Source organism: Modicisalibacter muralis (genome assembly GCF_900102945.1).
Taxonomy (GTDB): Bacteria; Pseudomonadota; Gammaproteobacteria; order Pseudomonadales; family Halomonadaceae; genus Modicisalibacter; species Modicisalibacter muralis.
The window spans coordinates 86,046-108,913 of sequence record NZ_FNGI01000011.1 but is presented as its reverse complement, the minus strand read 5'-3'; the positions used below and the strand labels follow the sequence as shown (position 1 = coordinate 108,913).

Here is a 22,868-nt window from a genome sequence, read left to right as displayed (position 1 = left end):
CCCCGATAGGCCGCCAAGTGGCGGCTTAGGCGGTATGCTCGGAACATGACAACCGCGCTTGAAGGAGGATGCGATGAGTGATGCACCGCAGGGGCCGGGCAGCGAGCCGGACGCACAGACCATCGAGCTGGCCACGCAGGTATTCAATGCGGCCCGCGAGGGCGAGAGCGAGAACTTTCGCCACTGGCTGGCGCATGGGTTGCCGCCCAACATGCGCAACCACAAGGGCGATAGCCTGCTGATGCTGGCCAGCTACCATGGCCATGTCGAAACCACGCGGGTGCTGCTCGAACACGGCGCCGACCCTGAGCTGCACAACGACAATGGCCAGAGCCCGCTGGCCGGGGCGGCCTATAAGGGCGATCTGCCGATGGTGCGGCTATTGATCGAGCATGGCGCCGAGGTCAATGGCAGCTCGCCGGACGGCAGGACGGCGTTGATGTTCGCCGCCATGTTCAATCGTCCGCAAGTCGTCGAGTGCCTGCTTGCCAATGGCGCCGATAAGGACGCCCGCGAGAGCCGCGGCATGACGGCGCTCGATCTGGCCAGGAGCATGGGCGCCGACGACAGCGTGGCGCAGTTGGCTGGGTGAATCTAATAGGGAATCAGCAACAGCACGCCGGAAACCAGTGCGAACAGCAGCACGCCCTGGCGCAGCCGCTTGGCGTCGATGCGGTGATGCACGATCCGGCTGGCGACGCTGCCGATGGCCAGCGCCGGCAGCAGGTAGATGGCCCACAGTAGCTGGTCGACATGCACCTGGCCGGCGACGGCGAGAATGATCAGCGAGACGATCTCGCCGATCAGGAAGCAGCAGGCGATGGTCGAGCGCAGTATCGGCCCGGGCCGGTGCTGGTAGAGCAGTGCCAGCGGCGGGCCGCCGATACCGGTCGCCGTCTCGGTGACGCCGGTGATCGCGCCGACGGCCATGCAGGAGCCCGCGCGTGGATGAAACACCGGGGCGAACAGCGCGGCGAGCACGGCGATGACGACCGAGGCGCCGATCAGCTGATTCAGGCTTGCGGCACTCATGATGACCAGGATCCACAGCCCGACGAAGGTGCCGGGCAGGCGTCCCAGGCTGATCCAGCCGACGCCCTTCCAGTCGATGGCGTCGCGCTCGCGCAGGCCGACATAGAAGTTGAGCGGCAGCATCAGAATCAACAAGGCGATCGGTAGCAGGTCGGGGCGCAGAAAGCCCATCACCGGCGCGACGATCAGCGCGAAGCCGATGCCGATCGCGCCTTGGACGAAGGCGGCGATACCGGTGGCGGCGGCAATCACGGCGAAGATGGCAATCTCGTTCATGAGCGGTTCCGCGCTTCCAGGGGTGCTATCTCTGCGTTGTCGTCCTTGATCGTGGCCCGATGATCCGTCGATACCGGATGCACGCGGTAGATGGGCGCGCGTTTCACCGCGGCGCCGGCCGCCTCACGCACCTCACGCAGCAGCGCGCGGGCATCCCAATCCACCGGCCAGCCCTGCCATAGACGCAATTTCCCATTGGTGAACACGGCGTCGATCTGGTCGCGATTGGCGTAACGCACCAGTTCCCACGGGCGATCCCAGGACGGCGTCATCTCCGGCACATCGATATCCACCAGCAGAAAATCGGCGGCGAGGCCCGGGGCGATTTCACCGGTCAGCCCCTTGAGCCCAGCCGCATCGGCGCTGGCGCGGGTCGCGTGATCGAGCCACAACCAGCCGCCGCCACACGAGGAATCCCCGCTCGCCAGGCCGACGGTCAGGCGCTGACTGGTCTCGGCGGCATCCAGCAGGCGAAAGGCGTCGCTGCGCGTGCCATCGGTGCCCAAACCGAAGCGGATACCTAGCGCCGCCATCTGTAGCGCTGGCGCTACGGCATTGCCCTTCCACGAACTGGCGACCGGATTGAAGGCGACCGCCGTGCCGGTGTCGCGCAGCAGATTGAGTTCGCTCGGCGTGACCAGGGTGGCGTGGGCGATCAGCGTCTGCGGACCCAGCGCGCCGACGCTGTGCAGGTGCTCCAGCGGGCGCTGGCGACGCGCCACCAGCGAGCGCTCGACCGCCTGCAAGTGCTCGTTGACGTGGGTCTGGAAGATGGCGCCGCGCTCGGCGCACATCGCCGCCACGTCGCGGAGCATGGCGTCGCTGGCCACTTCGGGAATCGATACCGCCAACGACGGCTTGACCAGCGCGTGCCCCTCCCAGCGGGCCAGGTGGCGCTTGGCGTCGCGACGGATCGCGGCGCCATCCCTGGGTGAGTCCTTACCACCCAGGTCGTTGCAGATGAAGCCCAACACGCAGCGCAGCCCGGTTTCCTCGGCGGCATGGGCAATACTGGCGATCTCCGCCGAGGCGCGGGTGCCGGCGTCCACCGCGGTGGTAAAGCCACCGCGCAGCGCTTCCAGAGCGGCGAGCTTGGCCGAGAGATGCAGCGTCTCCTCGTCGAGGCTGGCCTCGAGCGGCACCCAGATGCGCTTGAAGATTTCGGAGGGCTCGCCGAACACCAGCGACTTGCCCAGCGACTGGGTCAAGTGATGGTGGGTATCGATGAAGCCGGGCATCAGCAGTTTGCCCGGCAGCTCGATCGGCGTCAGCTCGGGATGGCGTGCGATCAAGGCGTCGCGCGCGTCGACCTCGGCAAATACCCCATCCGCGACGAGCACCGCCTGGCCCTTGGCACAACCGCTTTCCAGCAGCACTTCCTCCGGTACCAGCAGCAGTTTTTCGGCATCGAATGACGATGGCCCGACGGCTGCGCTTGCGTCCGCTTCGCGAACCCATGTGGGTTTGTTCATGACTTGCTTTCCTTGATGTGTTCGCTCGAAAGATCGGCCTGTTTGGTCGCCGGCGCGGCGGCGCGGGAATGGCCGAGATGATGGAAGAGGATGTTGACCAGCACCGCCGTCAGTGTGCCCATGGCCAGGCCGTTGCCGAGGATGATCTGCAAATGCTGCGGGAAGGCGCTGTAGAAACCGGGCACGACGATGGGGATCAGGCCCATGGCCAGTGCCGCGGCCAGGGTGAACATGTTGCCGTGCTCGTTGAAGTCGACCTTGCGCAGGATGTTGATACCCATCACGCCGATGATCGAGAACACGATGACCGCAGTGCCGGCGACCACGGCGGTAGGCAAAGTAGAAGCCAGCCGGCCGAGCGGGGCGAATAGCGCCAGTGCAATCAGGATGCAGCCGGCCGCCACGGTCACATAGCGCGAGCGGATGCCGGTGGCGCGCACGATACCGATATTCTCGCCGCTGGTGATGATCAGCGAGGTACCGAAGCAGCCGCCGATCAGCGAGCCCAGTGCGTCGGCGCGGATGTTACGCGGCACCAGGGCTCGTGCGTCGCCCTTCTTCTCGACGATCTCGGCGGTGGCCATGGTCTGGCCGGTGGCTTCGGTCATCGACACCACGCTGAAGATGATCAGTGGCAGCGAGGCGAAGATATCGAACTTCGGGATGCCGAACGGGAACAGCGAGGGAAAGGCAATCACCGGGCCGGGCAACACGTTGTCGAAGCTCATCACCCCGAGCAGCGTCGCCGCCAGGGCCCCGGCGATCAGCCCGAGCATTACCGCGATGCGTCGTAGCACGCCGGTGAACACGCGGGCGAAGATCACGATGGCGCTCATGGTGCCCAGCGCCAGGGCGATGCTGGTCATGTCGGCGAACTCCGGCGAACCCGCCTGGCCGGTGATCAGCCCACCGAAGATGCGGATCAGGTTGACCGCGACCAGCAGCAGCATGGTGCCGATCACGATCGGCGGGAAGAATCTCAATACCTTGGTGAAGAACGGCAGGGCGAGGAAGTAGAACACCCCGGTCAGGATTACCGCGCCGGTCGCCGTCTGCATGTCGGTGGCCTGGGCGATGGCCAGGAAGATCATGATCGGTGCGCCGCCCGGCACCTGCACGAAGGGCAGCCGCGCGCCGATACCGAACGGGCCGAACGACTGCAGCAGGGTGCCGATGCCGCAGGCCAGGAAGGTCGCGCTCATCAGTGCGACGGTTACGTCGCTGTCGAAGCCCATCGCGCGGCCGACCAGGAACACCGCGGTGATCGGCGCGGCGGCCATCACCAGCACGTGCTGAATCCCATACAGCAGCATGGCGCGCAGCGGCAGCTTCTCGTCGACCGGTTCGGTCGCGCGTTGGTGTGGATCGGGGAGGTCGGTGGTGTTTTTCATCGCTAGCTTCCTGTGTTTGTTGTTGTCGCTGCTTCTGGCAAGCTAGCGCCGTGAAACCGTTCTAGTCCATAATAATATTTCGTTCATTTCGTTGCCGAAAAAGCAACGTTAAGCCTGGCTATGGATGATGCCCATGCAACTGTTGCTGACCTCTCTGCGCTATTTCGAGGAAGTCGCCCGCCAGGGCTCGCTACGCAAGGCGTCGGAGCGCTTGCATGTCGCCGCATCGGCGGTCAATCGGCAGATTCTCAAGCTCGAGGACGAACTCGGCGTGCCGCTGTTCGAGCGCCTGCCGCGTGGGCTGCGGCTGTCGCCGGCAGGCGAGATGGTGCTCTACCAGATTCGCCAATGGCAGCGCGATGAGCGCCACTTGCTGGAGACGCTGGGCGATATCCGTGGCACCGGCTGCGCCGAGATTCGTATCGCCACCGTCGAGTCGTTGACCGATCAGGTACTGCCAACGCTGCTCGGCAGCTTCGGCGAGCGTTTCCCCAAGGTAAGCTTCGTGCTGATGACCGGCCTGACCGAGACGATCCTGGAGCAGGTCGCCAGCGGCGAGGCCGACATTGGCATCTGCATGAACCCGCCGGTGACGCGGCGAATTCGCTTCATCCAGGCGGTGGAGCTTGGCTTCGGCGCGGTGGTCGCTCCCTCGCATCCGTTGGCCGAGAAAGAAACGGTGCGCTTTCGCGACTGCCGTCCCTATCCGGCGATCCTGCCGAGCGCCGAGATGTTTCGCGGCTCGACCCTGGAGCAGGTGCTGGCGCATTCGGATATCGATCTCACGCCGCTGGCGGGCTGCAACCGGATTCTCACGATCAAGTCACTGGCGCGGGCGGGTCTGGGCGTGGCCTTTCTCAACAAGCTGGATATCGCCCGTGAGCTGGAACATGGCGAACTGGTATTCAAGCCGTTGCAGGACAGGAATATCGCCAAGGCCCGGCTGGTACTGTGCAGCGCCGCCGAGCGCTCGTTGTCGCTGGCGCTGGCGGTGCTGGTGGAGGAACTCAGCGAGGCGCTGCGCAATATCGAGCCGGTGGCTTGATCGAGAAGTTCGACGCGCAGCGGAGTCTCATACCGGACACGTTAGATTTTGCTAGTTGAAGCACCTTGTGCTGACATGAGAAGTAACCCCGGCAAGGCGTTGACTGTCCACTTCAGGAGACCATGTTGGCCGACTTCGATCCGTCCCGCAGGCAGTTTCTGAAAACCAGCATGGTTGCCGGCGTGGGGGTGTACGTGGCGAACCTCGGCAGCCCGGCCTTCGCGGCCCTGTTCGAGGAGGGCATCCTGGCGCCGACCGATGCGGCCTGGGATGCCGAAGCGGCACGCATGCGCTTCCGCCTGGATGGCGTCTCCAAGGTCACCGGCGCGAAGGTGTTCGCGCGCGACATCCGCGCTCGCGACATGCCGCACTGGCCGGATCGGCAGTCGCACGCCTTCATCTTGCGCACCACCCGCTGTGACCGGACTTACGAGGGCTTCGATCTGGCGCGGCTGGAGGCCGAGGACCTGCTGCCCGACCGGGTGGTCACCGCACAGGATCTGGAGCGCGATGGGATCGTGGTGCCGGAATTCTATGGTCCCGATCTACTGCTGGCGACGGGGCAGACGCCGAGCTACCTGGGCTACCCGGTAGCGATCCTGATTTACCATGACTTTGCCCGCTATTCCATCGCCAAGAACCGCCTCAAGTTCAAGCAAGACGTCATCCGCTATGGCCAAGAGACCGGTTATCCACAGCGCGATCCCTACGGCACCTTTCGCTATATCCGGGTCGGCAACGACGATGCATACCAGCCCGATGTGTATTCGGCGCTGCAAGAGACGGTACTGACGCCGGACTATCGCAAGCGTCACCCGATCTGGCCGGAAGCCCTGAGAAGCGGCTCGGACGCCGAAACGGCGATGTATCACGCGGGCCGTATCGAGGAGCAACTCGCAAGCCCGCCCGAGGGTTGGGTCGTGTTCGAGCGCGAGTATTACTCACAATATACCGATCACTTCGCCATGGAGGCCGACAACAGCAACTGCTGGTACGACCGGTCCAGCGGGGCCATGCATGTGGTCTGTGGCACCCAATCCCCGGCCGAACTGGCGAGCTGGATGCCGGAACTGTTGGCGAAGTCCCGGTTCGCGTCCAAGCGATTCTTCCTGCATCCGGCGTACACCGTCGGCTATGGGTCCAAGGATGCCAGCGTCTTCCCCTACTACGGCCTGGTGGCCGCGCTTTACGCCGATGGCCACCCGGTGCGCCTGGCCAATGACCGCTACGAGCAATTCCAGGCGACCATGAAGCGCCATCCGTTCAGCATGCGCCATCGCATCGCGGTCGAGCGCGACAGCGGCAAGTTCCAGATATTCAAGCTGGTATTGGACGCCAACGGCGGCGGGCGCGCCAACTATTCCAACTCGGTGGCCTTCGTCGGCGCCACCGCCGCGCAGGGCATCTACTACTTCCCGAGCAGCGACCTGACTGCGCAGGCGAATTACTCGCGCATGCCGGAGGCCGGCTCCTATCGCGGCTACGGCACCTTGCAGACCATGTCCGCCACCGAAATGATGATCGACGAGCTCGCCGCCGAACTCGGTATCGACCCGATCGAACTGCGGTTGCGCAACCTGTTGAAAGCCGGGATGAAAAATACCCAGGGCGCGATTCCGGCCGGCGCGTCGCGCGCCGGCGAAGTTCTGCACAGGGCGCGCCGACATCCGCTATGGACCGAGCGCGAGCAGCGCAAGCAGGCCTACGAGGCCGCGCATCCCGGCAAGCGTTATGGCGTTGGCTTCGGCTGCGTGCAGAAGGACTTCGGCCATGGCGCCGAGGGCGTGTTCTCGGAGGTGGAGCTGACCCCGGAAGGGCGGATTCGCCTGCGCAATATCGGCGCCGAGATGGGCACCGGCTATGCCACCGGTCAGGCGGCGGTCTGCGCTGCATGGCTGGGGCGCGCCGCGGACGAGATCGGTACCGCCGAGACCGAATGGTCGGACATGCAAATGGAAAGCTCCGGCAATCCGTACATCATGGCGCAGGACGAGCAGGATCGCCTGGCCCGCAACCCGCGCTGGACGCCACTGCTGATGCAGGCTTCCAGCGCCAGCAATTCGGCCTATTACTTCTCGTTCCCGACCATCGAAGCGGCGCGCATTATTTTCCGTCACGGCCTGTGGCCGGCGGCGCTGGAATACTGGAGCCGCGGTATCGGCGGCGGTCAGGCCGCGCCGTACGTGGTTCGTGAGCAAGAGGCGCGCTGGGTCGATGGCAAGCTCACGGCAAGTGGCATGGAGCCGCTTTCGCTCGAGTTTCTGGCCCGTCGGGCGCACGAGATGGGCGGAGTGACCGCCGCCATGGCGCACGCCTTCAACCGCTGGGCCTGGGCGACCGCCGAGTACGAAATCGACGGCCAGCGCGAAAACCTGCCGCTGGATGGCCTCGCGCTGAAGTACGGGGCGGGCGCGGATTCGCAGAAACGCCGGTCGATGACCAGCCCGCGTGGCTATCATCTGCTCGATCGCGCCAACGTGCATTATCCGCCGACTCAACGTAACAACGCCGGCGTGACGTACTACAGCGCCTGCGGCACGCTGGTGGCGCTTGCGGTCGATACGGGCAGCGGCGAAGTCGAGGTGCTCGATCATCATACGATCCTCGAGTGTGGCAACCCGATCGTGCCGGAACTGGTGTCCGGCCAGCTCCAGGGCGGCGTCGCCATGGGCATCGGTCACGCCCTGTTCGAGGACATGCCGCTCTACGAGGACGGGCCCGGCAATGGTACCTGGAACATCAATCGCTACCGGATACCGCGCGCGAAAGACGTCGCGGTATGGCGGCAAACCAGCGAGATACTGCCGCCGCTGTCCGACAGCGACCCGCACAAGGGCATGGCCGAGGTGGTCATGATCCCGGTGATACCGGCGATCGCCAACGGCGTCGCCCATGCCATCGGCCACCGCTTCACCCGGCTGCCGATCACGCCGGACAAGATCCTGGAGGTGCTATGAGCATCGCGACGCGCCCCCTCGCGCTGACCATCAATGGCCAACAGCATGGGCCCATCGAGGTCCCGGTCGAGCTGATGATGCTCGATTACCTGCATGAATATGCCAACCTTACCGGCACCCGTTTCGGTTGCGGGCAAGGCATGTGTCGCGCCTGCACCGTGATCGTCGACCAGGATGACGGCAGCAGCCACGAAATGCGTACCTGCATAACCGGTGCGCACTACTTCAACGGGCGGCGCATCCGCACCGTGGAGGGCCACGCGCAACGCGACGAAGACGGCGAAGTGCTGGCGCTGGCGCCGATCCAGCAGAGTTTCCTGGAGCACTACTCGTTCCAATGCAGCTACTGTGCGCCGGGCTTCGTCAACGCCGCCACGGTACTCATCGAGCGCCTGCAGCGCGAACCGGTGGCGCGCGATCAGCTGGAAGACACCATCAGTGATGCGCTCAACGACCACATCTGCCGCTGCACCGGCTACGTGCGTTACTTAGCAGCGGTACGCGACACGATCCTGTCGACGCCCGGCCTGGTCAAGGAGGCATGATGCGTATCGCCGCCGCGATGGGGCTCGTCGGTCTGGCATTCATACCGCTCGCCGGGCAGGCGGCCGATGATTCGGTGATCGAGCGCGGTCGCTATCTGACGCGCGCCGCCGACTGTTACGTTTGCCATACCGCGGAGGGCGGCGCCGCCTATGCCGGCGGTCGGCCCCTGAAGACACCGTTCGGCACGATCTACGGCACCAATATCACGCCGGATGACGAGACCGGCATCGGTCTTTACAGCGAGGAAGATTTCTACCGTGCCCTGCATGCCGGCGAGGCCCGCGATGGCCATCAGCTCTACCCGGCGATGCCCTACACGACTTACCGCCTGCTGACGCGCGAAGATACCAACGCCATTTATCACTACCTGATGAGCCTGGAGCCGGTCGAGCATGAGGCCCCCGACTCGGAGCTGAACTTTCCCTTCAATCAGCGCTGGGGGCTGGTGTTCTGGAACCTGCTGTTCCTCGAGTCGGGATCGTTCGAGCCCAATCCCGAACGCTCCGAAACCTGGAATCGCGGACGCTACCTGGCCACCGCGTTGGGGCACTGCGGCGAGTGCCATACGCCGCGTGGCTTCATGGGGCAGACACAGGAGGATAAATACCTCGGCGGCAGCAACCTCGGTCGCATCTGGCCACCCGACATCACACCGCAAGCGCTGGCGGAGCGCGGCTGGACGCCCGACAAGCTGGCGTCTTACCTCAGCCTCGGCCTGTCGCGCCTGGGTGCCGCCAACGGTGAGATGTTTCCCGCCGTGATTCACGGCACGCGTTATCTGACCGACGCCGACCTCGATGCGTTGATCTCCTACCTGTTGACCGGCGTCGAGACGCCAAAGACGCCGTCAGAGACCATCGCCAGCGCTGATCCGAAGCAGGCTGAGGGTGATCCAGCGCCGGCCCGACTGACCTATATGAATCTGTGTTCCGGCTGTCATCGGTCCAACGGCGAGGGCATTCCCCATACCATCGTGCCATTGACCAGCAACTCGACCCTGCGCCTGGAAGACCCACACAACCTGATTGCCGTGCTGCTCGATGGCATCCCGCTCCAGGATTTTCCAGGTCATGCGCGCATGCAGGCCATGCCCGGCTACGCGCAGCAACTGGATGATTCGCAGATGGCGGAACTCGTCAATTACCTGCGTACCACCTGGGGTGGCCAGCCGGGTGACGTCAGCGTCGACGATGTCGCCGAGCTGCGTCGCAGCGAGGCACGGAGCGCCGAGTAGCCGCCTTCCGGAGTGGGCTACATCCAAGGTCGCCTTGTCGTGGCCGGCGTCTCTGGCAATGCTGGGGCGACGATCACGACACGGATTCCAAGCATGGGCAGCGAAGTTCTTCTTGACGCGGCAATGACGCAGTTGGGCTCGCCGCTGTTGCTGCGTGGCCTCGATACCATGGCTGAGTGGCTGGTGGTGGTCGATGGCAAGGGGCGAATTGCCTATATCAACGCGCCTTACGCCGATTTTCTCGAGGTCGATCCACTGACGGCGATCGGCCGCCCGGTGACCGAGGTGATCGAGAATACGCGCATGCCCGAGGTGGTGATGTCGGGCAAGGCCGAGATTGCACAACTGCAAATGGTGCGCGGGCATCACATGATTGCCGATCGTTACCCGATTCGTGTCGATGGCCAGGTGGTCGGCGCGATAGGCACGGTGATCTATCACGACACCTGGGAATGGCGGCAGATGGACGTCCAGGTTCAGGCGTTGGAGGCGGAAGTCGATTACTACCGCCAGGCACTCGACTCGCGCGCCGGCGCACGTTGGCAACTGACCGACGTGATTGGCGAGAGCGAGGCGATTCGCGCACTCAACTCCAAGGTACGCAAGGTCGCCCCCGGCGATGCCTCGGTGCTGATTCGTGGCGAATCGGGCACCGGCAAGGAGTTGTATGCGCATGCGCTGCATCGTCTTTCTGAGCGTGCCAAGGGGCCGTTCATCAAGCTCAACTGCGCGGCGATTCCCGAACAGTTGCTCGAAGCCGAGCTGTTCGGCTACGAGGAGGGTGCCTTCACCGGCGCGCGCAAGGGCGGCAAGCCGGGCAAGTTCCAGCTTGCCCATGGTGGCACCTTGTTTCTCGATGAGATCGGCGACATGCCGCTGGCGATGCAAGTCAAATTGCTGCGCGTGTTGCAGGATCGCGAGGTCGAGGCAGTCGGCGCCACGCGTCTATTGCCGGTGGACGTGCGCGTGATCACCGCCACGCATCGGCCGTTGGAGAGCCTGGTCGAGCGCGGCGAGTTTCGCGAGGACCTGTTCTATCGCATCAACGTCGTGCCGTTGACAATTCCCCCGCTGCGCGAGCGTCGCGAGGATATTCCCGTGCTGGCGCGGCACCTGTTGGCACGTCTGGCCGAACGCCGCGACCGGCGTTGCCCGACGCTCAGTGACGAGGCGCTGGCCTGCCTGTGCCGGCATGGCTGGCCGGGCAACGTGCGAGAGCTCGAGAACGCCCTGGAAGCGGCTTTCTACCTGGGTGGCGCGCGCCTCGACGCCGACGATCTGCCCGAGACCTTGCGGCAACGGGACGCTTCGGCCCCGGTGCTGGGAGCCTCGCTCAAGGCGACGTTGGCACGCGTCGAGCGCGAGGCATTGCAGAGTGCACTGGCGGTAAGTGGCGGCAATCGTACCCAGGCGGCGCGGCGGCTGGGTATCGCCAAGTCGTCGTTCTACGAGAAGCTGGCGCGTCATGGTCTCGACAAGACCAAGTGAGGCCGCTTCCGGTATTTCGGACGTCGACCGGAATGTCGGACGCGTCGAGCGATACTCACCGCGCATGCCGATGACATAAGCGTCCGAATTTCCGGACGTAATTCGGTGCCTGCCTCTCCAATCGCTTGACGCTACCGTTGCGGAGTGCCGAATCATATCTCCTTCCATACGCAACATTTTGTTTAACAAGAGAATTTGTTCAACTGGCAGTCTCCTTGCGTTAGTGGGTTGGTAGCCTTTCATGGCTTACAACAACAACTGCAAGGAGTCAGTCATGCCACATGTTTTCGCTCGTTCCCTGATAGCCGTCGCGATCGGCGCGGCCGCGACCACGATGATGGTTGCGCCGGCGCTGGCCGCCGGGCCCGAGAAGCTCAATACTGCCAGTGTCTTCTCGACCCAGAACTTCCTCGGCGCCGGCGCCGTGCGGTTATCCGAGGAGTTGCAGAAAGCCACTGGTGGCGAGGTGTCGCTGGAAATTCATGAGCCGGGCGATCTGGTACCCCCCTTCGAGGTGTTCAACTCGGTTTCCTCGGGTGCCATTCAGGCCGGCTGGGACTGGATCGGTTACTGGGCCGGCACGGTGCCGATCACCAATCTGTATGGGGCCTTGCCATTCGGCCCGTCGCCCGAAGCCTTCATGTCATGGATGTGGGCCGGCGAGGGCACCGAGCTGCTACAGCAAGCCTATGACCCTTACGGCGTGAAGGTGTTGCCGTGCTTCATCTCGCCGCAGGAAACCGGCGGTTGGTACAACAAGGAGATCAACACCCCCGAGGATTTCGAGGGCCTGTCGATGCGTATTTCCGGCCTGGGCGCGCGCGTGCTCAACAAGCTCGGCGCCTCGACGCAGTTGATCCCTGGCGGCGAGATCTATCTGTCGCTCGAGCGCGGGCGCATCGACGCTACCGAGTTCTCGATTCCGCAGGTCGATAAGGCGATGGGCTTCGACGATATCGCCAAGTATTACTATTTCCCCGGCTGGCATCAGAGCGCGAGCTGGTTCTCGCTGATCGTCAACCAGGCCGTCTGGGACGAGTACAGCGAGGAGCGCAAGGCGCAGTTCGAAACTGCCTGCCGCGCTACCCTGCAGTGGTCGATGGCCGTGGCGCCGCCGCAGCAGGTGCGCACCATTCGCGAGCTCGAAGAGAGCGGTGTCGAGGTCAGGCGCTTCCCGGATCCGGTGATTGAGGCGCTGCAGAACGCCTGGGTCGAGGTGCGCAAGGAAGAAATGGCCAACAACCCGGCCTTCAAGGAAGCCTACGAGTCATTGATGGAGCACGTCGGGCTGATCGAGGCGTGGTACGAGCTGCAGGAACTACCCGCGCCCATTCCGGTTGACGCGGCCCAAGGAGAGAGCTGATGCCTCACGCCCCTCTTGCGCCCTGGCGCGAGCGTGGCGCGGCGGTGAGTGCCGGCCTGGCCCGACCGTTGGTCGGGCTGGGGCTGGTCGTCGGTCGCATCACCAGTTGGCTGGTCTTGCTGGTGATGCTGGCCGTACTCACCACGGTTGCGCTCAATTTCCTGGGCATCAATACGATCGCTCGCTGGGAAGGCGAGGTGCTGTTGTTCGGCGATGGCTTGACCATCAATAGCGTGACCGAATTGCAGTGGCACCTGTTCGGCATCCTGACGCTGTTCGGCGGCACTTACGCGCTGCATCACGATAGCCATGTGCGTGTCGACCTGGTCTATCACAGGCTGTCGCCGCGCGGTCGAGCGATCGTCGATATTCTCGGCCATCTGCTGATGTTGATTCCGTTCTGCCTGCTGATCGCCTGGCTGTCCGAGCACTTCGTCAGGATGTCCTATCTGTCGGGCGAACAATCCAACTATGGCGGCTTGACCGATCGCTACCTGATCAAGGCGATGCTGCCCATCGGCCTGGTTTTCCTGGCGCTGGGCGCATTCGGGCAGGTTCTCGAGAAGCTTGCGGGACTCTTCGATCCGGCGCGGCTGCCTTCCCCCCACACCGACAAGGAGCCGATGCATGGCTGAATTCGTGGCTGAATATGCGTTGGCCCTGCTGATGATCGTCACCCTGCTGGCGGGTATCTTCAGCGGCTATCCGGTGGCCTTCCTGTTGGGTGGGCTGGGCATCGCCTTCGCCTTCATCGGTGGCATCCCGATCCCGTTTCTGGGCACGGTCGGTTCGCGCATCTTTGGTGGGGTGATCGAAAACTGGCTGATGATCGCGATTCCGCTGTTCGTGTTCATGGGCCTGATGCTGGAGCGCTCGGGGATCGCCAAGAGCCTGTTGCTGACTCTGCAGCGGCTGTTCGGGCGCACCCATGGCGGGCTTGCGGTGTCGGTAGCGGTGCTTGGCGTGATCATGGCCGCGAGTACCGGGATCATCGGCGCCTCGGTGGTGATGCTCGGCCTGTTGGCGCTGCCGGTGATGCTCAAGCAGGGCTACCATCCCGAGATGGCCTGTGGGGTGATCGCCGCCTCGGGCACCCTGGGCATTCTCATTCCGCCATCGATCATGCTGGTGCTGATGGGCTCGATCCTGCAGGTTTCGGTGGGCGATCTGTTCAAGGCCGCGCTGATACCGGGGCTATTGCTGGGCGTGTTGTACATCGTTTACCTGCTGGTCACCGCGCGGCTCAAGCCGGATTGGGCGCCGCTGGCCGATCCCGACGCCATCGATGCCGACACCACGCCGCTACCGTTGGCGCTGGCGCGCGATCTGCTCGGCCCGGTGGTGCTGATCGTTGCCGTGCTGGGTTCGATCATGGCGGGTATCGCCACGCCCACCGAGGCAGCGGCCATCGGTGCGCTGGGCAGCCTGCTGCTGGCCGCGTTGATGCGCAGCCTGGATTTCGCGACCTTACGCGATGCCGTGCGTGACACCTCGCGTACCTCGGCGATGATCCTGTTCGTGGTGATCGGCGCGACCTGCTTCTCGGTGGTGTTCAAGCGCCTGGGTGGCGACTCGATGATCGAGGAGATGATCACCGGTACCGGGCTGGGCCCCTACGGGCTGCTGCTTTTGGTGATGGGTATCATCTTCGTGCTGGGCTTCTTTCTGGAGTGGATCGAGATCAGCTTCGTGGTGCTACCGCTGTTGGTCCCGGTGGTCGAGTTGCTCGATTTCGGTTACGGCATGTCGGGCCAGGGACTGATGATCTGGTTCGCCATTCTGGTGGCGATCAACCTGCAGACCAGCTTCCTCACGCCGCCATTCGGTTATGCGCTGTTCTATCTCAAGGGCATTACCCAGGGGCAGATCGGCATCGGCACCATCTATCGCTCGATCATCCCGTTCGTGTTGCTGCAACTGACGGGGCTGATTCTTTGCATCGTCTTCCCGTCCCTGGTGCTGTGGCTGCCCGGGCTGATCTAAGGAACGCCGGATGCGCAAACGCGTGCTGATCGCCGGTGGCGGCGAATTGCTCGAGTCGCTGTCACGGGCCTTTCTCGAAGAAGGCGCCAGCGTGGCGCTATTGACGCCGGATGCCGCTAGCCTGGAGCACGTGCTCGATGGGCTCGGCGGCGAGCGCGACGACCGCTTCGGCGTGGTGGCCGGCGAGGGCGCGCTGGATACGCTGCTGAGTCGGCTGGGGCGGCTCGACGTGCTGGTCTGCGCGCCACAGGCACTGCCGCGCAGCGTGGCCCTGGAATCGCGTCTGGCGGAGCAGGTCGCCGGTCCATCGAGTCTGCTGCAGGTCGCTCGCGCCTGGATGCATGGCCGTGGCGGTGGACGCTTGGTGGCGGTAGCGCCCGATGGCGATAGCCACGCGGCGAGCATGGTGCGCGAGGCACTGGCGGCGCTGGTGCGGCGCCTTGCCGATACGGCCGGGTCGGGTATTCGTGTCAATCTGCTCTGCCCGCAAGGCGCATCGAGTGCCTCGGTGGCCGATTGCGCGCGTTTTCTCGCGGGTGGCGCGGGGCGCGCATTGAATGGCCAGGTGCTGACGCTGACGTATTCTTCCTGAGCGCGGCCAAGATGCCGGTCAGCGTTTTGCCTCGGTGCCGCGTAGGAAGATGTCAACGCAGTGCCGGGCGCGGGCATCGCGCTGTTCGGCAGTGATCGCAACCTCACGCCCGAGCAAGGCATCGATGTGCCATTCGCCGAGCAACATGCCCATGAACAGGCCCGATGCCTCGCGGGGATCGTCGAGCGTCAGGCGGCCACAGGCGACCTGATCGCGCAGGTAGTCGGCGAGCTCGTGGCGCGTGCGATCCGGGCCGTGGGCGAGAAACAGTTCGCCGAGTGTCGGGGTGCGCTCTGCCTCGAACGCCAGGCCCCTCACCAAGCGTATTCCGGCCGGGTCGAGGACCAGGTCGAGCATGCGCCGTCCCAGCTCGAACAGTACCTGTTCCGGCGCCCGGTGTTCTCGGCGGCCTTCCTCGAGCGCCGCCCAGGCGGTCGCCGCATGACGTTCCAGGGCCGCCATGAACAGCCCCTCCTTGTTGCCGAACTGCTTGTAGAGCGTGGCCAGCGAGCCTCCGGCGCGGGCGACGATCTCGTTGACGCTGGCGCCGGCATAACCCTGCTCGAGAAAGACGTCGTGGGCGGCTTCCAAAAGGCGCTCGCGACGCGCCACGCCACGCGGGGTGGACAGGGGAGGCACAGCTTTCTGCTCGGTCTTCGGCATCCTGACTCCTGGACAACAATCAACGTGCGAGTATCAGTCTAGTCGAGATGGATATGTAGTGTAACCTTCATTACACTATGGGTTTCAAGCGAGAGTGACCGCACCTGCGGCCCGCTCGGGCTGCGAGGTTGATCGCCGGGGGCGAACATGAAGCAAGGTGGCAAGATAGCAGTGGCACTGGCCGTCGTGGTGGCGCTCGTGGCACTGGTCTGGTGGGGTATCGGCTGGTGGAGCGTCGGGCGCTTCATCGAGGAGACCGACAACGCCTACGTGCATACCGACAGCGTGGCGCTGCGTGCCCAAGTTTCGGCGCGGGTGGTCGATGTCGCGGTCGACGACAATCAGTTGGTCAGCCGTGGCCAGGTGCTGGTGCGTCTGGATGACAGCGACTATCGCGCTCGCGTCGCCCAGGCCGAGGCGCAGCAGGCGGTGGCGGCGGCGGAGCTGGTGCGTGCCAAGCGTCAACTGGCCTTGAACGAGGCAGCTATCGACGAGGCCAAGGCCCAGGTGGACGCGGCCAATGCCGAGGTCGAACGCGCGCGTCAGCATCTGGCGCGTTCGCAGTCGCTGGCATCGCGCCAATTCGTGTCGCGCCAGCGCCGCGAGGACGATCAGGCGGCGCTGGCGATCGCCGAATCGACGCTGGCCGCACGCCGCGCCGCGGTGGTGTCGGCGAAACGTCGGCTGGCCGTCAACCAGGCCGGCGTCGAGAGCGCCGAGGCGAACCTCGATGCGGCCGGTGCCGATCTGGCCTATGCCCGCCATCAGCTCGACAAGACGCGGCTGCGTGCGCCGCGTGACGGCGTGGTCGGCAACATCACCGTGGCGGCCGGCGATCTGGCGCAACCCGCGCTGACGCTGATGCAACTGGTACCGGTGGAGTCGGCGTATGTGATCGCTAACTACAAGGAAACCCAGACCGCGCGCATGCGCGTCGGCCAACCGGTCACGCTGTACGTCGATGCCTACCCCGATGTCACCTTCGAGGGCGTGGTCGATAGCCTCGCGCCGGCCACCGGCACCCAGTTCAGCCTGCTGCCACGCGACAACGCCACCGGCAACTTCAACAAGATCGTCCAGCGCGTGCCGGTGAAGATCCGCGTCACCGGCCCCGACGAGGCGCTCGACCGGCTACGCGCGGGGCTCTCCGTGGTGCCCGAGATCGACACTCGCGAAACCGACAGCGCGGCGACCTACCGTCGAGTGGCCGCTGGGCAGCATGGCGAGGAAGCGGCCTCGTGAACGAGGCTGTCGCGTCGTCTTCGGCCCATGGCGTCAGCGACATGCCGCCCTGGCCGCAGCGGCTGGGTTTTATCGCCGCGGTGTTCGGCATGTTCATGGCGGTGCTCGATATCCAGATCGTCGCCAGTTCACTGATCGAGATTCAGGCCGGCGTCTCGGCCAGCAGCGACGAGATCTCGTGGGTTCAGACCTCCTACCTGATTGCCGAAGTCGTGATGATCCCGTTGTCGGGCATGCTCTGCCGCATTCTCTCGACACGCATTGCCTTCGTGATCTCCAGTGCCGGTTTCACTTTGGCCAGCCTGGGTTGCGCGCTGGCGACCTCGATCGAGCAATTGATCGTGCTGCGCGCCATCCAGGGGTTCATGGGCGGGGCGATGATTCCGATCACCTTCGCGGTGAGCTTCTCGATCTTCCCGCGTCGCGCGATGGGCAGCGTGCAGGCGGTGATCGGCATGGTCGTGACCATGGCGCCTTCGATCGGGCCCACGGTCGGCGGTTACATCACCCAACTCGCCAGTTGGCATTGGCTGTTTCTGGCCAACGTGATCCCTGGCATCGTGGTGACCTGGGCGGCCTGGAAGTTTCTCGATATCGACAAGGGCGACCGCGACGCGGCGCGCCGGCTGGATATCATCGGTCTGCTGCTGTTGGCGGTGTTTCTCGGCACGCTGGAGTTCGTGCTCGAGGAGGGCCCCGGCGAGGATTGGTTCGCCAGCCACGAAATTCTCGCCTTGACGCTGGTCTGCGCGGCCTCGGCCGTGTGGTTCTTTCGCCGCACGCTGACCACTGCCTATCCGATCGTCGACCTGCATGCCTTCGCCAACCGCAACTTCGCGCTGGGCACCGGGCTCGGCTTCGTGATCGGCATCGCGCTGTATGGGCTGGTCTATCTGATGCCGTTGTTCCTGGGTCAGGTGCGCGGCTATTCGAGCCTGCAGATCGGCGAGATCATGTCGGTGACCGGCGTCGCGATGTTCTTCGCCGCGCCACTGATCGGCAAGTTGTCCAACCAGCTCGACCTGCGTGTGTTGTTGTTCTTCGGCCTGCTGCTGGTCGGTACCGGCACGGTGATGAACGCCAACCTCACCGTCGAGTCCGGTTTCTGGCAGTTTTTCTGGCCGCAGGTGGTGCGCGGCCTGGGGTTGATCATGTGCCTGATACCCGCCTCGCGCATCGCGCTCGGCACGCTGCCCGCCGCCGAAGTGAGCAATGCCAGCGGGCTCTACAATGTGATGCGCAACCTGGGTGGCGCGGTGGGGTTGGCGTTGCTCGATACCGTGCTCGACATGCGCGAGGACTTTCACTGGAATCAGCTGATCGTCGCGGTCGATAGTGGGCGCCAAGTGGTCGTGGCCGAGCTTGCCCAGTATCAGGCGCTGTTCGAAGGCCACGTCGCCGAGCCTTACCGGGCCGCCATCGGCATGCTCGCGCAGCGTGTTACTCAGCAGGCCGAAGCACTGGCCTACAACGATATCTTCCTATGGCTGGGGTTGATCTATCTGGCCTGCGTGCCGCTGGTGTTGTTGCTCCGGCGCCTCGACGCATAGGGAACCACTGTATAAATGCCTGCACCGATGAATCGCTTCGTTGCGCGGTACTCGAAGGCTCGCCTAACTACCCGTTATGTCTCGCCTCCTGTGTTCCGTGCGCCTTGCCCTGCATTCGGTTCGGCAATTTATTCAGCGATTCCATAGATAGTTTCCGGTTTGTCGTGTCGCCGATCCTCTCCTAGCTTGTGAAGACAACCTGCCTGACGGCCTGCGTCCTATCGTGGTTATCGATGAGGAGGATCGGCATGATGGAACATTCCGAAACGCGCTCGCAGGGATCCGGCGAGACGACGGTGAACCTGACCGTCAATGGCGAGCCCTGCCAGCTAACATTGCCACCCAACGTGGTATTGCTCGACGCACTGCGCGACCGGCTGGGTCTGACCGGGACCAAGAAGGGTTGCGATCACGGCCAGTGCGGGGCCTGCACGGTGCACATCGACGGCCAGGCGGTGAATTCCTGCCTGCGCCTGGCGGTGATGTGCGAAGGTCGGCACATCACCACCGTCGAAGGCCTGGCCAGCGATGTCGGCCTGCATCCGGTGCAACAGGCGTTTCTCGAGCACGATGCCTATCAATGCGGCTTCTGCACGCCGGGGCAGATGATGTCGGCGGCGGCACTGCTGGAGGACTCGCGCATCGCCGATGACGACGCCGCGGTGCGCGAAGCGATGAGCGGAAATCTCTGCCGCTGTGGGGCCTACAAGAACATTCTCAGCGCGATTCAGGACGCCCGCCGACACGTCTCCCCGCAACGCACGGAGGGCGAGTCGCCATGAGAGAGTTCGCCTTTCAACCCACCGCGCGAATCGATCAGGCCGTGCAGGCCCATGCGAGCGATGCCGGTGCCGCGTTTATCGCCGGTGGCACCACCTTGATCGATCTGGTCAAGCTCGACGTGATGCGCCCGGCGCGACTGGTCGATGTCAGCCGTCTGCCGCTAGACGATGTCGAACGTCTCGACGACGGTCGGCTGCGCATCGGCGCGACGGTCACCAATACCGATCTGGCCCACCATCCGCTGGTCACCGAGCACTACCCGCTGTTGTCCCAGGCACTGCTTTCCGGGGCGTCCACCCAGCTACGCAACATGGCGACCACCGCCGGCAACGTCATGCAGCGCACCCGTTGCCCGTATTTTCGCGACGTGGCGGCGGCCTGCAACAAGCGCCAGCGCGGCAGTGGCTGCGATGCCCTGCATGGCATCAATCGCATGCATGCGGTGCTCGGCGTCAGCGAGCATTGCATCGCCACCCACCCCTCGGACATGTGCGTGGCGATGGCCGCACTCGGCGCGACATTGACCCTCGAAGGCCCGAACGGGACGCGCGAGATGGCGTTTGGCGATTTCCATCGACTGCCGGCGGATCGGCCGGATCTCGAACACGAACTCGAGGAGGGTGAGTTGATCACCCATGTCACGCTCGATACCCCGGTCGAAGGTGCCGGCTCGCACTATCTCAAGCTGCGCGAGCGCGCTTCCTACGAATTCGCCCTGGCCTCGGCCGGCGCGGTGGTCGCCGTCAAGGACGGCACGATTGATGAGGCGCGCCTGGCGCTGGGTGGCGTTGGCACCAAGCCCTGGCGGGCCGTCGAGGCCGAAAAGGCGCTACGCGACCAGCCCGCCGAGACGGCGACCTTCGAGCGTGCCGCCGAGGTGGCGATGCGCGGCGCGATCCCACGCGAGCACAATGCCTTCAAGATTCCGCTGGCGCGCCAGGCCATCGCGCGGGCACTGAGCCGGGCCGTTGCAGCATCCGTAAACCGCTAAGGGGGCCAAGGATGGAAACTCAGACTCGGGTGATCGGCCATCGAACCCCGCGAGTGGATGGCGAATACAAGCTGACCGGCAAGGCCGACTACACCGTCGACTGGCAAGCCGAGGCGATGCTTTACGGCTACCCGGTGCCGGCGAGCATCGCCCACGGCAATCTGGTCGCGCTGCATCTCGAAGAAGCGCTGGCCATGCCCGGCGTGGTAGAGATCTTCTACGACGGCAATTTTCCAGAGCTATCCCGCTCGCCCAATAGCATGGCGCATCAGGACCAAGTCAGCGAAGTGCGCCTGCCCTTCGAGGACTCGCGCATCCACTACGCGGGCCAATACGTCGCGCTGGTGGTGGCGGAGAGCTTCGAGCAGGCGCGCGCCGCCGCGCAGGCGGTTCGCGCCGAGTATCGTCAGGACGCGGGAGCGATCGGTAGCCTGCTGGATAGCGAAGCCGATGGCCAGCCGCTCGAAGCCAAGCGTCAGGTTCGCGGCGACGCCGATGGCGCCTTCGAGCAGGCGCCGGTCAAGCTCGACCAGACCTACAGCATCGCCGCCGAAAGCCATATGCAAATGGAGCCCCACGCCACCCTGGCTGAGTGGCGCGATAACCGCTTGATCGTGCACGAATCGACCCAGGGCGTGATCTATCAGCAAAAGGCCATGGCGCGCGTCTTCGGTCTCGCCGAGGAGGATGTCGAGGTCATCTCGCACTATATCGGCTCGGGCTTCGGCAACAAGCTGTTCATGTGGCCGCATGCCGTGGCTACCGTGGCGGCGGCGCGCGAGCTGGGTCGCCCGGTGAAGACCGTGTTGCCGCGCCAGCAGGACATGACCTGCGGCGGCAATCGTCCGGCCTCGCGACAGCGCCTGCGCCTGGCCGCCGACGAGCAGGGCAAGCTGCTCTCAATCCACCACGACAGCGCCACCGAAACCTCCCTGGTACATACGTTCGTCGATGCCATCGGTTCGGTGTCGCCGAGCCTGTACGCCTGCGACAACGTTGCGATCAGCCAGCACCTGCTCGAAGTCAATCACGGCACTCCGTGCCCGATGCGTGGCCCGGGTGAAACGTCGGGCATCTTCGCGTTGGAGTGCGCGATGGACGAACTGGCCATCGCCCTGAACATGGACCCGCTGGAACTGCGCCGACGCCATGACAGCCGTGACGATCCCGCCAAGGGTCTGCCGTGGTCGAGCAAGCATCTCGATGCCTGCTACGACAGCGCGGCGCGGCGCTTCGGCTGGGCCCGTCGCGATCCCGTCGTCGGCTCGATGACGGAGGGCGACGAGATTCTCGGCTGGGGCATGGCCACCAGTTCGTGGTTCGCCGGGCGTCAGCCCTGCGCGGCGCGGGTCGAGTTGCGGGCCGATGGAAGCATCATGGCCGCCTGTGGCACTCAGGATATCGGCACCGGCACCTATACCGTGATCGCTCAGACCGTGGCCGAACTGACCGGCGTGGCGATCGAGCACATCGAGGTGCGCCTGGGCGAATCCAGCCTGCCCGCCGGGCCGCTGTCCGGTGGTTCGATGGCCACGGCAACCACGCTGCCGGCGGTGGCCAAGGCGGTGCGCGCCGCTATCGATGAACTCAAGGAGGTCGCCACCGCCGAGAATGGCGCCTTCGCCGGTGCCGATCCCGAGACGCTCACGCTCGAGGACGGCGCACTGCTCGACGAGCAGGGTAAACGCGCCTCCTTCAGCGAGATTCTGACCGATCACAAGCTGGGCAGCGTCAATGGCGATGGCGACACGGCACCCGGCGATGAGCGCAAGCAGTACAGCTTTCGCTCGTTCGGCGCGCACTTCGTCGAGGTGCGCTGGGACCCGGGCATCTCGCGTATCCGCGTCGCACGGGTGGTCAGCAGCTTCGATATCGGTCGGGCGATCAATCCCGCCACGGCGCGCAATCAGGTCGAGGGTAGCATCGTCATGGGCATCGGCATGGGGCTGCTCGAAAAGCTCGAATACGACCCGCGCGATGCGCGTTTGATCAACAACAACTACTCGGACTACATCGTCACTTGCCACGCCGATATGCCGGAAATCGACGTCGAACTGCTCGACAACCCCGACTACGCCTTCAACGAGTTCGGCGCGCGCGGGGTCGGCGAGATCGGCTTGACCGGGGTCGCCCCGGCGATCGCCAACGCGGTTCATCACGCCACCGGCAAGCGTATTCGCGACCTGCCGATCACCATCGACAAGCTGCTGGCCGACTGATTGGTTCGCTAACGGCGACTGGTGCCGAGACCGCCAATGAC

19 protein-coding genes are annotated in these 22,868 nt (G+C 64.6%); 15 read left to right on the top strand and 4 right to left on the bottom strand.

Annotated features, from left to right (window positions below; genetic code table 11):
* Nucleotides 1–73: 73 nt before the first annotated feature.
* The gene (locus tag BLR92_RS16530) at nt 74–592 is read left to right on the top strand and encodes an ankyrin repeat domain-containing protein (RefSeq protein WP_089730383.1); all 519 of its coding nucleotides are present in this window, start codon (nt 74–76) and stop codon (nt 590–592) included.
* Between the two features lie 2 nt (nt 593–594).
* Here the strand turns inward: BLR92_RS16530 and BLR92_RS16525 are convergent, their stop codons facing one another.
* Genes BLR92_RS16525 through BLR92_RS16515 form a run of 3 tightly spaced genes read right to left on the bottom strand, consistent with a single transcriptional unit; the run spans nt 595 to nt 4,171 of the window.
* Nucleotides 595–1,308, bottom strand: coding sequence for a sulfite exporter TauE/SafE family protein (locus BLR92_RS16525; protein WP_089730382.1), 714 nt, complete (start codon nt 1,306–1,308; stop codon nt 595–597).
* Complete coding sequence (locus tag BLR92_RS16520) at nt 1,305–2,780, bottom strand: amidohydrolase family protein (protein ID WP_089730381.1); 1,476 nt, start codon at nt 2,778–2,780, stop codon at nt 1,305–1,307. Before BLR92_RS16520 ends, BLR92_RS16525 begins: the two co-directional genes overlap by 4 nt.
* Nucleotides 2,777–4,171 (bottom strand): uracil-xanthine permease family protein, encoded by a 1,395-nt coding sequence (locus BLR92_RS16515; RefSeq protein WP_089730380.1) that lies wholly within the window; start codon nt 4,169–4,171, stop codon nt 2,777–2,779. The genes BLR92_RS16520 and BLR92_RS16515 overlap by 4 nt, the downstream gene beginning before the upstream one ends.
* Before the next feature lie 133 nt (nt 4,172–4,304).
* Between BLR92_RS16515 and BLR92_RS16510 the strand changes: the two genes are divergently transcribed.
* The 9 genes from BLR92_RS16510 (at nt 4,305) to BLR92_RS16470 (ending at nt 15,379) form a co-directional block, all read left to right on the top strand.
* Complete coding sequence (locus BLR92_RS16510) at nt 4,305–5,216, top strand: LysR family transcriptional regulator (protein WP_175488837.1); 912 nt, start codon at nt 4,305–4,307, stop codon at nt 5,214–5,216.
* A 125-nt stretch (nt 5,217–5,341) separates the two neighbouring features.
* On the top strand, nt 5,342–8,173 hold the full coding sequence (locus BLR92_RS16505) for a xanthine dehydrogenase family protein molybdopterin-binding subunit (protein WP_245704244.1): 2,832 nt from the start codon (nt 5,342–5,344) through the stop codon (nt 8,171–8,173).
* Nucleotides 8,170–8,718 (top strand): (2Fe-2S)-binding protein, encoded by a 549-nt coding sequence (locus BLR92_RS16500; protein WP_089730377.1) that lies wholly within the window; start codon nt 8,170–8,172, stop codon nt 8,716–8,718. The genes BLR92_RS16505 and BLR92_RS16500 overlap by 4 nt, the downstream gene beginning before the upstream one ends.
* Complete coding sequence (locus BLR92_RS16495; RefSeq protein ID WP_245704243.1) at nt 8,718–9,953, top strand: c-type cytochrome; 1,236 nt, start codon at nt 8,718–8,720, stop codon at nt 9,951–9,953. The genes BLR92_RS16500 and BLR92_RS16495 overlap by 1 nt, the downstream gene beginning before the upstream one ends.
* 93 nt (nt 9,954–10,046) lie before the next feature.
* Nucleotides 10,047–11,441 (top strand): sigma-54 interaction domain-containing protein, encoded by a 1,395-nt coding sequence (locus BLR92_RS16490; protein ID WP_217636607.1) that lies wholly within the window; start codon nt 10,047–10,049, stop codon nt 11,439–11,441.
* A gap of 274 nt (nt 11,442–11,715) precedes the next feature.
* Nucleotides 11,716–12,804, top strand: coding sequence for a TRAP transporter substrate-binding protein (locus tag BLR92_RS16485; RefSeq protein ID WP_089730376.1), 1,089 nt, complete (start codon nt 11,716–11,718; stop codon nt 12,802–12,804).
* Nucleotides 12,804–13,439, top strand: a complete 636-nt coding sequence (locus tag BLR92_RS16480) for a TRAP transporter small permease subunit (RefSeq protein WP_089730375.1) — start codon at nt 12,804–12,806, stop codon at nt 13,437–13,439. The genes BLR92_RS16485 and BLR92_RS16480 overlap by 1 nt, the downstream gene beginning before the upstream one ends.
* Nucleotides 13,432–14,787, top strand: a complete 1,356-nt coding sequence (locus BLR92_RS16475) for a TRAP transporter large permease (protein WP_089730374.1) — start codon at nt 13,432–13,434, stop codon at nt 14,785–14,787. Before BLR92_RS16480 ends, BLR92_RS16475 begins: the two co-directional genes overlap by 8 nt.
* A gap of 10 nt (nt 14,788–14,797) precedes the next feature.
* The gene (locus BLR92_RS16470; RefSeq protein WP_089730373.1) at nt 14,798–15,379 is read left to right on the top strand and encodes a hypothetical protein; all 582 of its coding nucleotides are present in this window, start codon (nt 14,798–14,800) and stop codon (nt 15,377–15,379) included.
* Nucleotides 15,380–15,397: 18 nt separating this feature from the next.
* Here the strand turns inward: BLR92_RS16470 and BLR92_RS16465 are convergent, their stop codons facing one another.
* The gene (locus BLR92_RS16465; RefSeq protein ID WP_089730372.1) at nt 15,398–16,042 is read right to left on the bottom strand and encodes a TetR/AcrR family transcriptional regulator; all 645 of its coding nucleotides are present in this window, start codon (nt 16,040–16,042) and stop codon (nt 15,398–15,400) included.
* A gap of 147 nt (nt 16,043–16,189) precedes the next feature.
* Between BLR92_RS16465 and BLR92_RS16460 the strand changes: the two genes are divergently transcribed.
* The 5 genes from BLR92_RS16460 (at nt 16,190) to BLR92_RS16440 (ending at nt 22,827) form a co-directional block, all read left to right on the top strand.
* Complete coding sequence (locus BLR92_RS16460) at nt 16,190–17,284, top strand: HlyD family secretion protein (RefSeq protein ID WP_089730371.1); 1,095 nt, start codon at nt 16,190–16,192, stop codon at nt 17,282–17,284.
* The gene (locus BLR92_RS16455; RefSeq protein ID WP_217636606.1) at nt 17,281–18,834 is read left to right on the top strand and encodes a DHA2 family efflux MFS transporter permease subunit; all 1,554 of its coding nucleotides are present in this window, start codon (nt 17,281–17,283) and stop codon (nt 18,832–18,834) included. Before BLR92_RS16460 ends, BLR92_RS16455 begins: the two co-directional genes overlap by 4 nt.
* Nucleotides 18,835–19,082: 248 nt before the next feature.
* Nucleotides 19,083–19,616 (top strand): (2Fe-2S)-binding protein, encoded by a 534-nt coding sequence (locus BLR92_RS16450; protein ID WP_089730370.1) that lies wholly within the window; start codon nt 19,083–19,085, stop codon nt 19,614–19,616.
* Nucleotides 19,613–20,608, top strand: coding sequence for an FAD binding domain-containing protein (locus BLR92_RS16445; protein ID WP_089730369.1), 996 nt, complete (start codon nt 19,613–19,615; stop codon nt 20,606–20,608). The genes BLR92_RS16450 and BLR92_RS16445 overlap by 4 nt, the downstream gene beginning before the upstream one ends.
* An 11-nt stretch (nt 20,609–20,619) precedes the next feature.
* Entirely contained in the window at nt 20,620–22,827 is a 2,208-nt protein-coding gene (locus tag BLR92_RS16440; RefSeq protein WP_089730368.1) for a xanthine dehydrogenase family protein molybdopterin-binding subunit, read from the top strand.
* The last annotated feature ends 41 nt before the right edge of the window (nt 22,828–22,868 follow it).

What these genes read in the sequence shown, in the direction of transcription:
- BLR92_RS16475 (WP_089730374.1), top strand. Translation starts at nt 13,432, where the DNA reads ATGGCTGAATTCGTGGCTGAATATGCGTTGGCCCTGCTGATGATCGTC.
- BLR92_RS16510 (WP_175488837.1), top strand. Translation starts at nt 4,305, where the DNA reads ATGCAACTGTTGCTGACCTCTCTGCGCTATTTCGAGGAAGTCGCCCGC.
- BLR92_RS16445 (WP_089730369.1), top strand. Translation starts at nt 19,613, where the DNA reads ATGAGAGAGTTCGCCTTTCAACCCACCGCGCGAATCGATCAGGCCGTG.
- BLR92_RS16440 (WP_089730368.1), top strand. Translation starts at nt 20,620, where the DNA reads ATGGAAACTCAGACTCGGGTGATCGGCCATCGAACCCCGCGAGTGGAT.
- BLR92_RS16495 (WP_245704243.1), top strand. Translation starts at nt 8,718, where the DNA reads ATGCGTATCGCCGCCGCGATGGGGCTCGTCGGTCTGGCATTCATACCG.
- BLR92_RS16515 (WP_089730380.1), bottom strand. Translation starts at nt 4,171, where the DNA reads ATGAAAAACACCACCGACCTCCCCGATCCACACCAACGCGCGACCGAA.
- BLR92_RS16525 (WP_089730382.1), bottom strand. Translation starts at nt 1,308, where the DNA reads ATGAACGAGATTGCCATCTTCGCCGTGATTGCCGCCGCCACCGGTATC.
- BLR92_RS16500 (WP_089730377.1), top strand. Translation starts at nt 8,170, where the DNA reads ATGAGCATCGCGACGCGCCCCCTCGCGCTGACCATCAATGGCCAACAG.
- BLR92_RS16485 (WP_089730376.1), top strand. Translation starts at nt 11,716, where the DNA reads ATGCCACATGTTTTCGCTCGTTCCCTGATAGCCGTCGCGATCGGCGCG.
- BLR92_RS16480 (WP_089730375.1), top strand. Translation starts at nt 12,804, where the DNA reads ATGCCTCACGCCCCTCTTGCGCCCTGGCGCGAGCGTGGCGCGGCGGTG.
- BLR92_RS16530 (WP_089730383.1), top strand. Translation starts at nt 74, where the DNA reads ATGAGTGATGCACCGCAGGGGCCGGGCAGCGAGCCGGACGCACAGACC.
- BLR92_RS16465 (WP_089730372.1), bottom strand. Translation starts at nt 16,042, where the DNA reads ATGCCGAAGACCGAGCAGAAAGCTGTGCCTCCCCTGTCCACCCCGCGT.
- BLR92_RS16490 (WP_217636607.1), top strand. Translation starts at nt 10,047, where the DNA reads ATGGGCAGCGAAGTTCTTCTTGACGCGGCAATGACGCAGTTGGGCTCG.
- BLR92_RS16450 (WP_089730370.1), top strand. Translation starts at nt 19,083, where the DNA reads ATGATGGAACATTCCGAAACGCGCTCGCAGGGATCCGGCGAGACGACG.
- BLR92_RS16460 (WP_089730371.1), top strand. Translation starts at nt 16,190, where the DNA reads ATGAAGCAAGGTGGCAAGATAGCAGTGGCACTGGCCGTCGTGGTGGCG.
- BLR92_RS16520 (WP_089730381.1), bottom strand. Translation starts at nt 2,780, where the DNA reads ATGAACAAACCCACATGGGTTCGCGAAGCGGACGCAAGCGCAGCCGTC.
- BLR92_RS16470 (WP_089730373.1), top strand. Translation starts at nt 14,798, where the DNA reads ATGCGCAAACGCGTGCTGATCGCCGGTGGCGGCGAATTGCTCGAGTCG.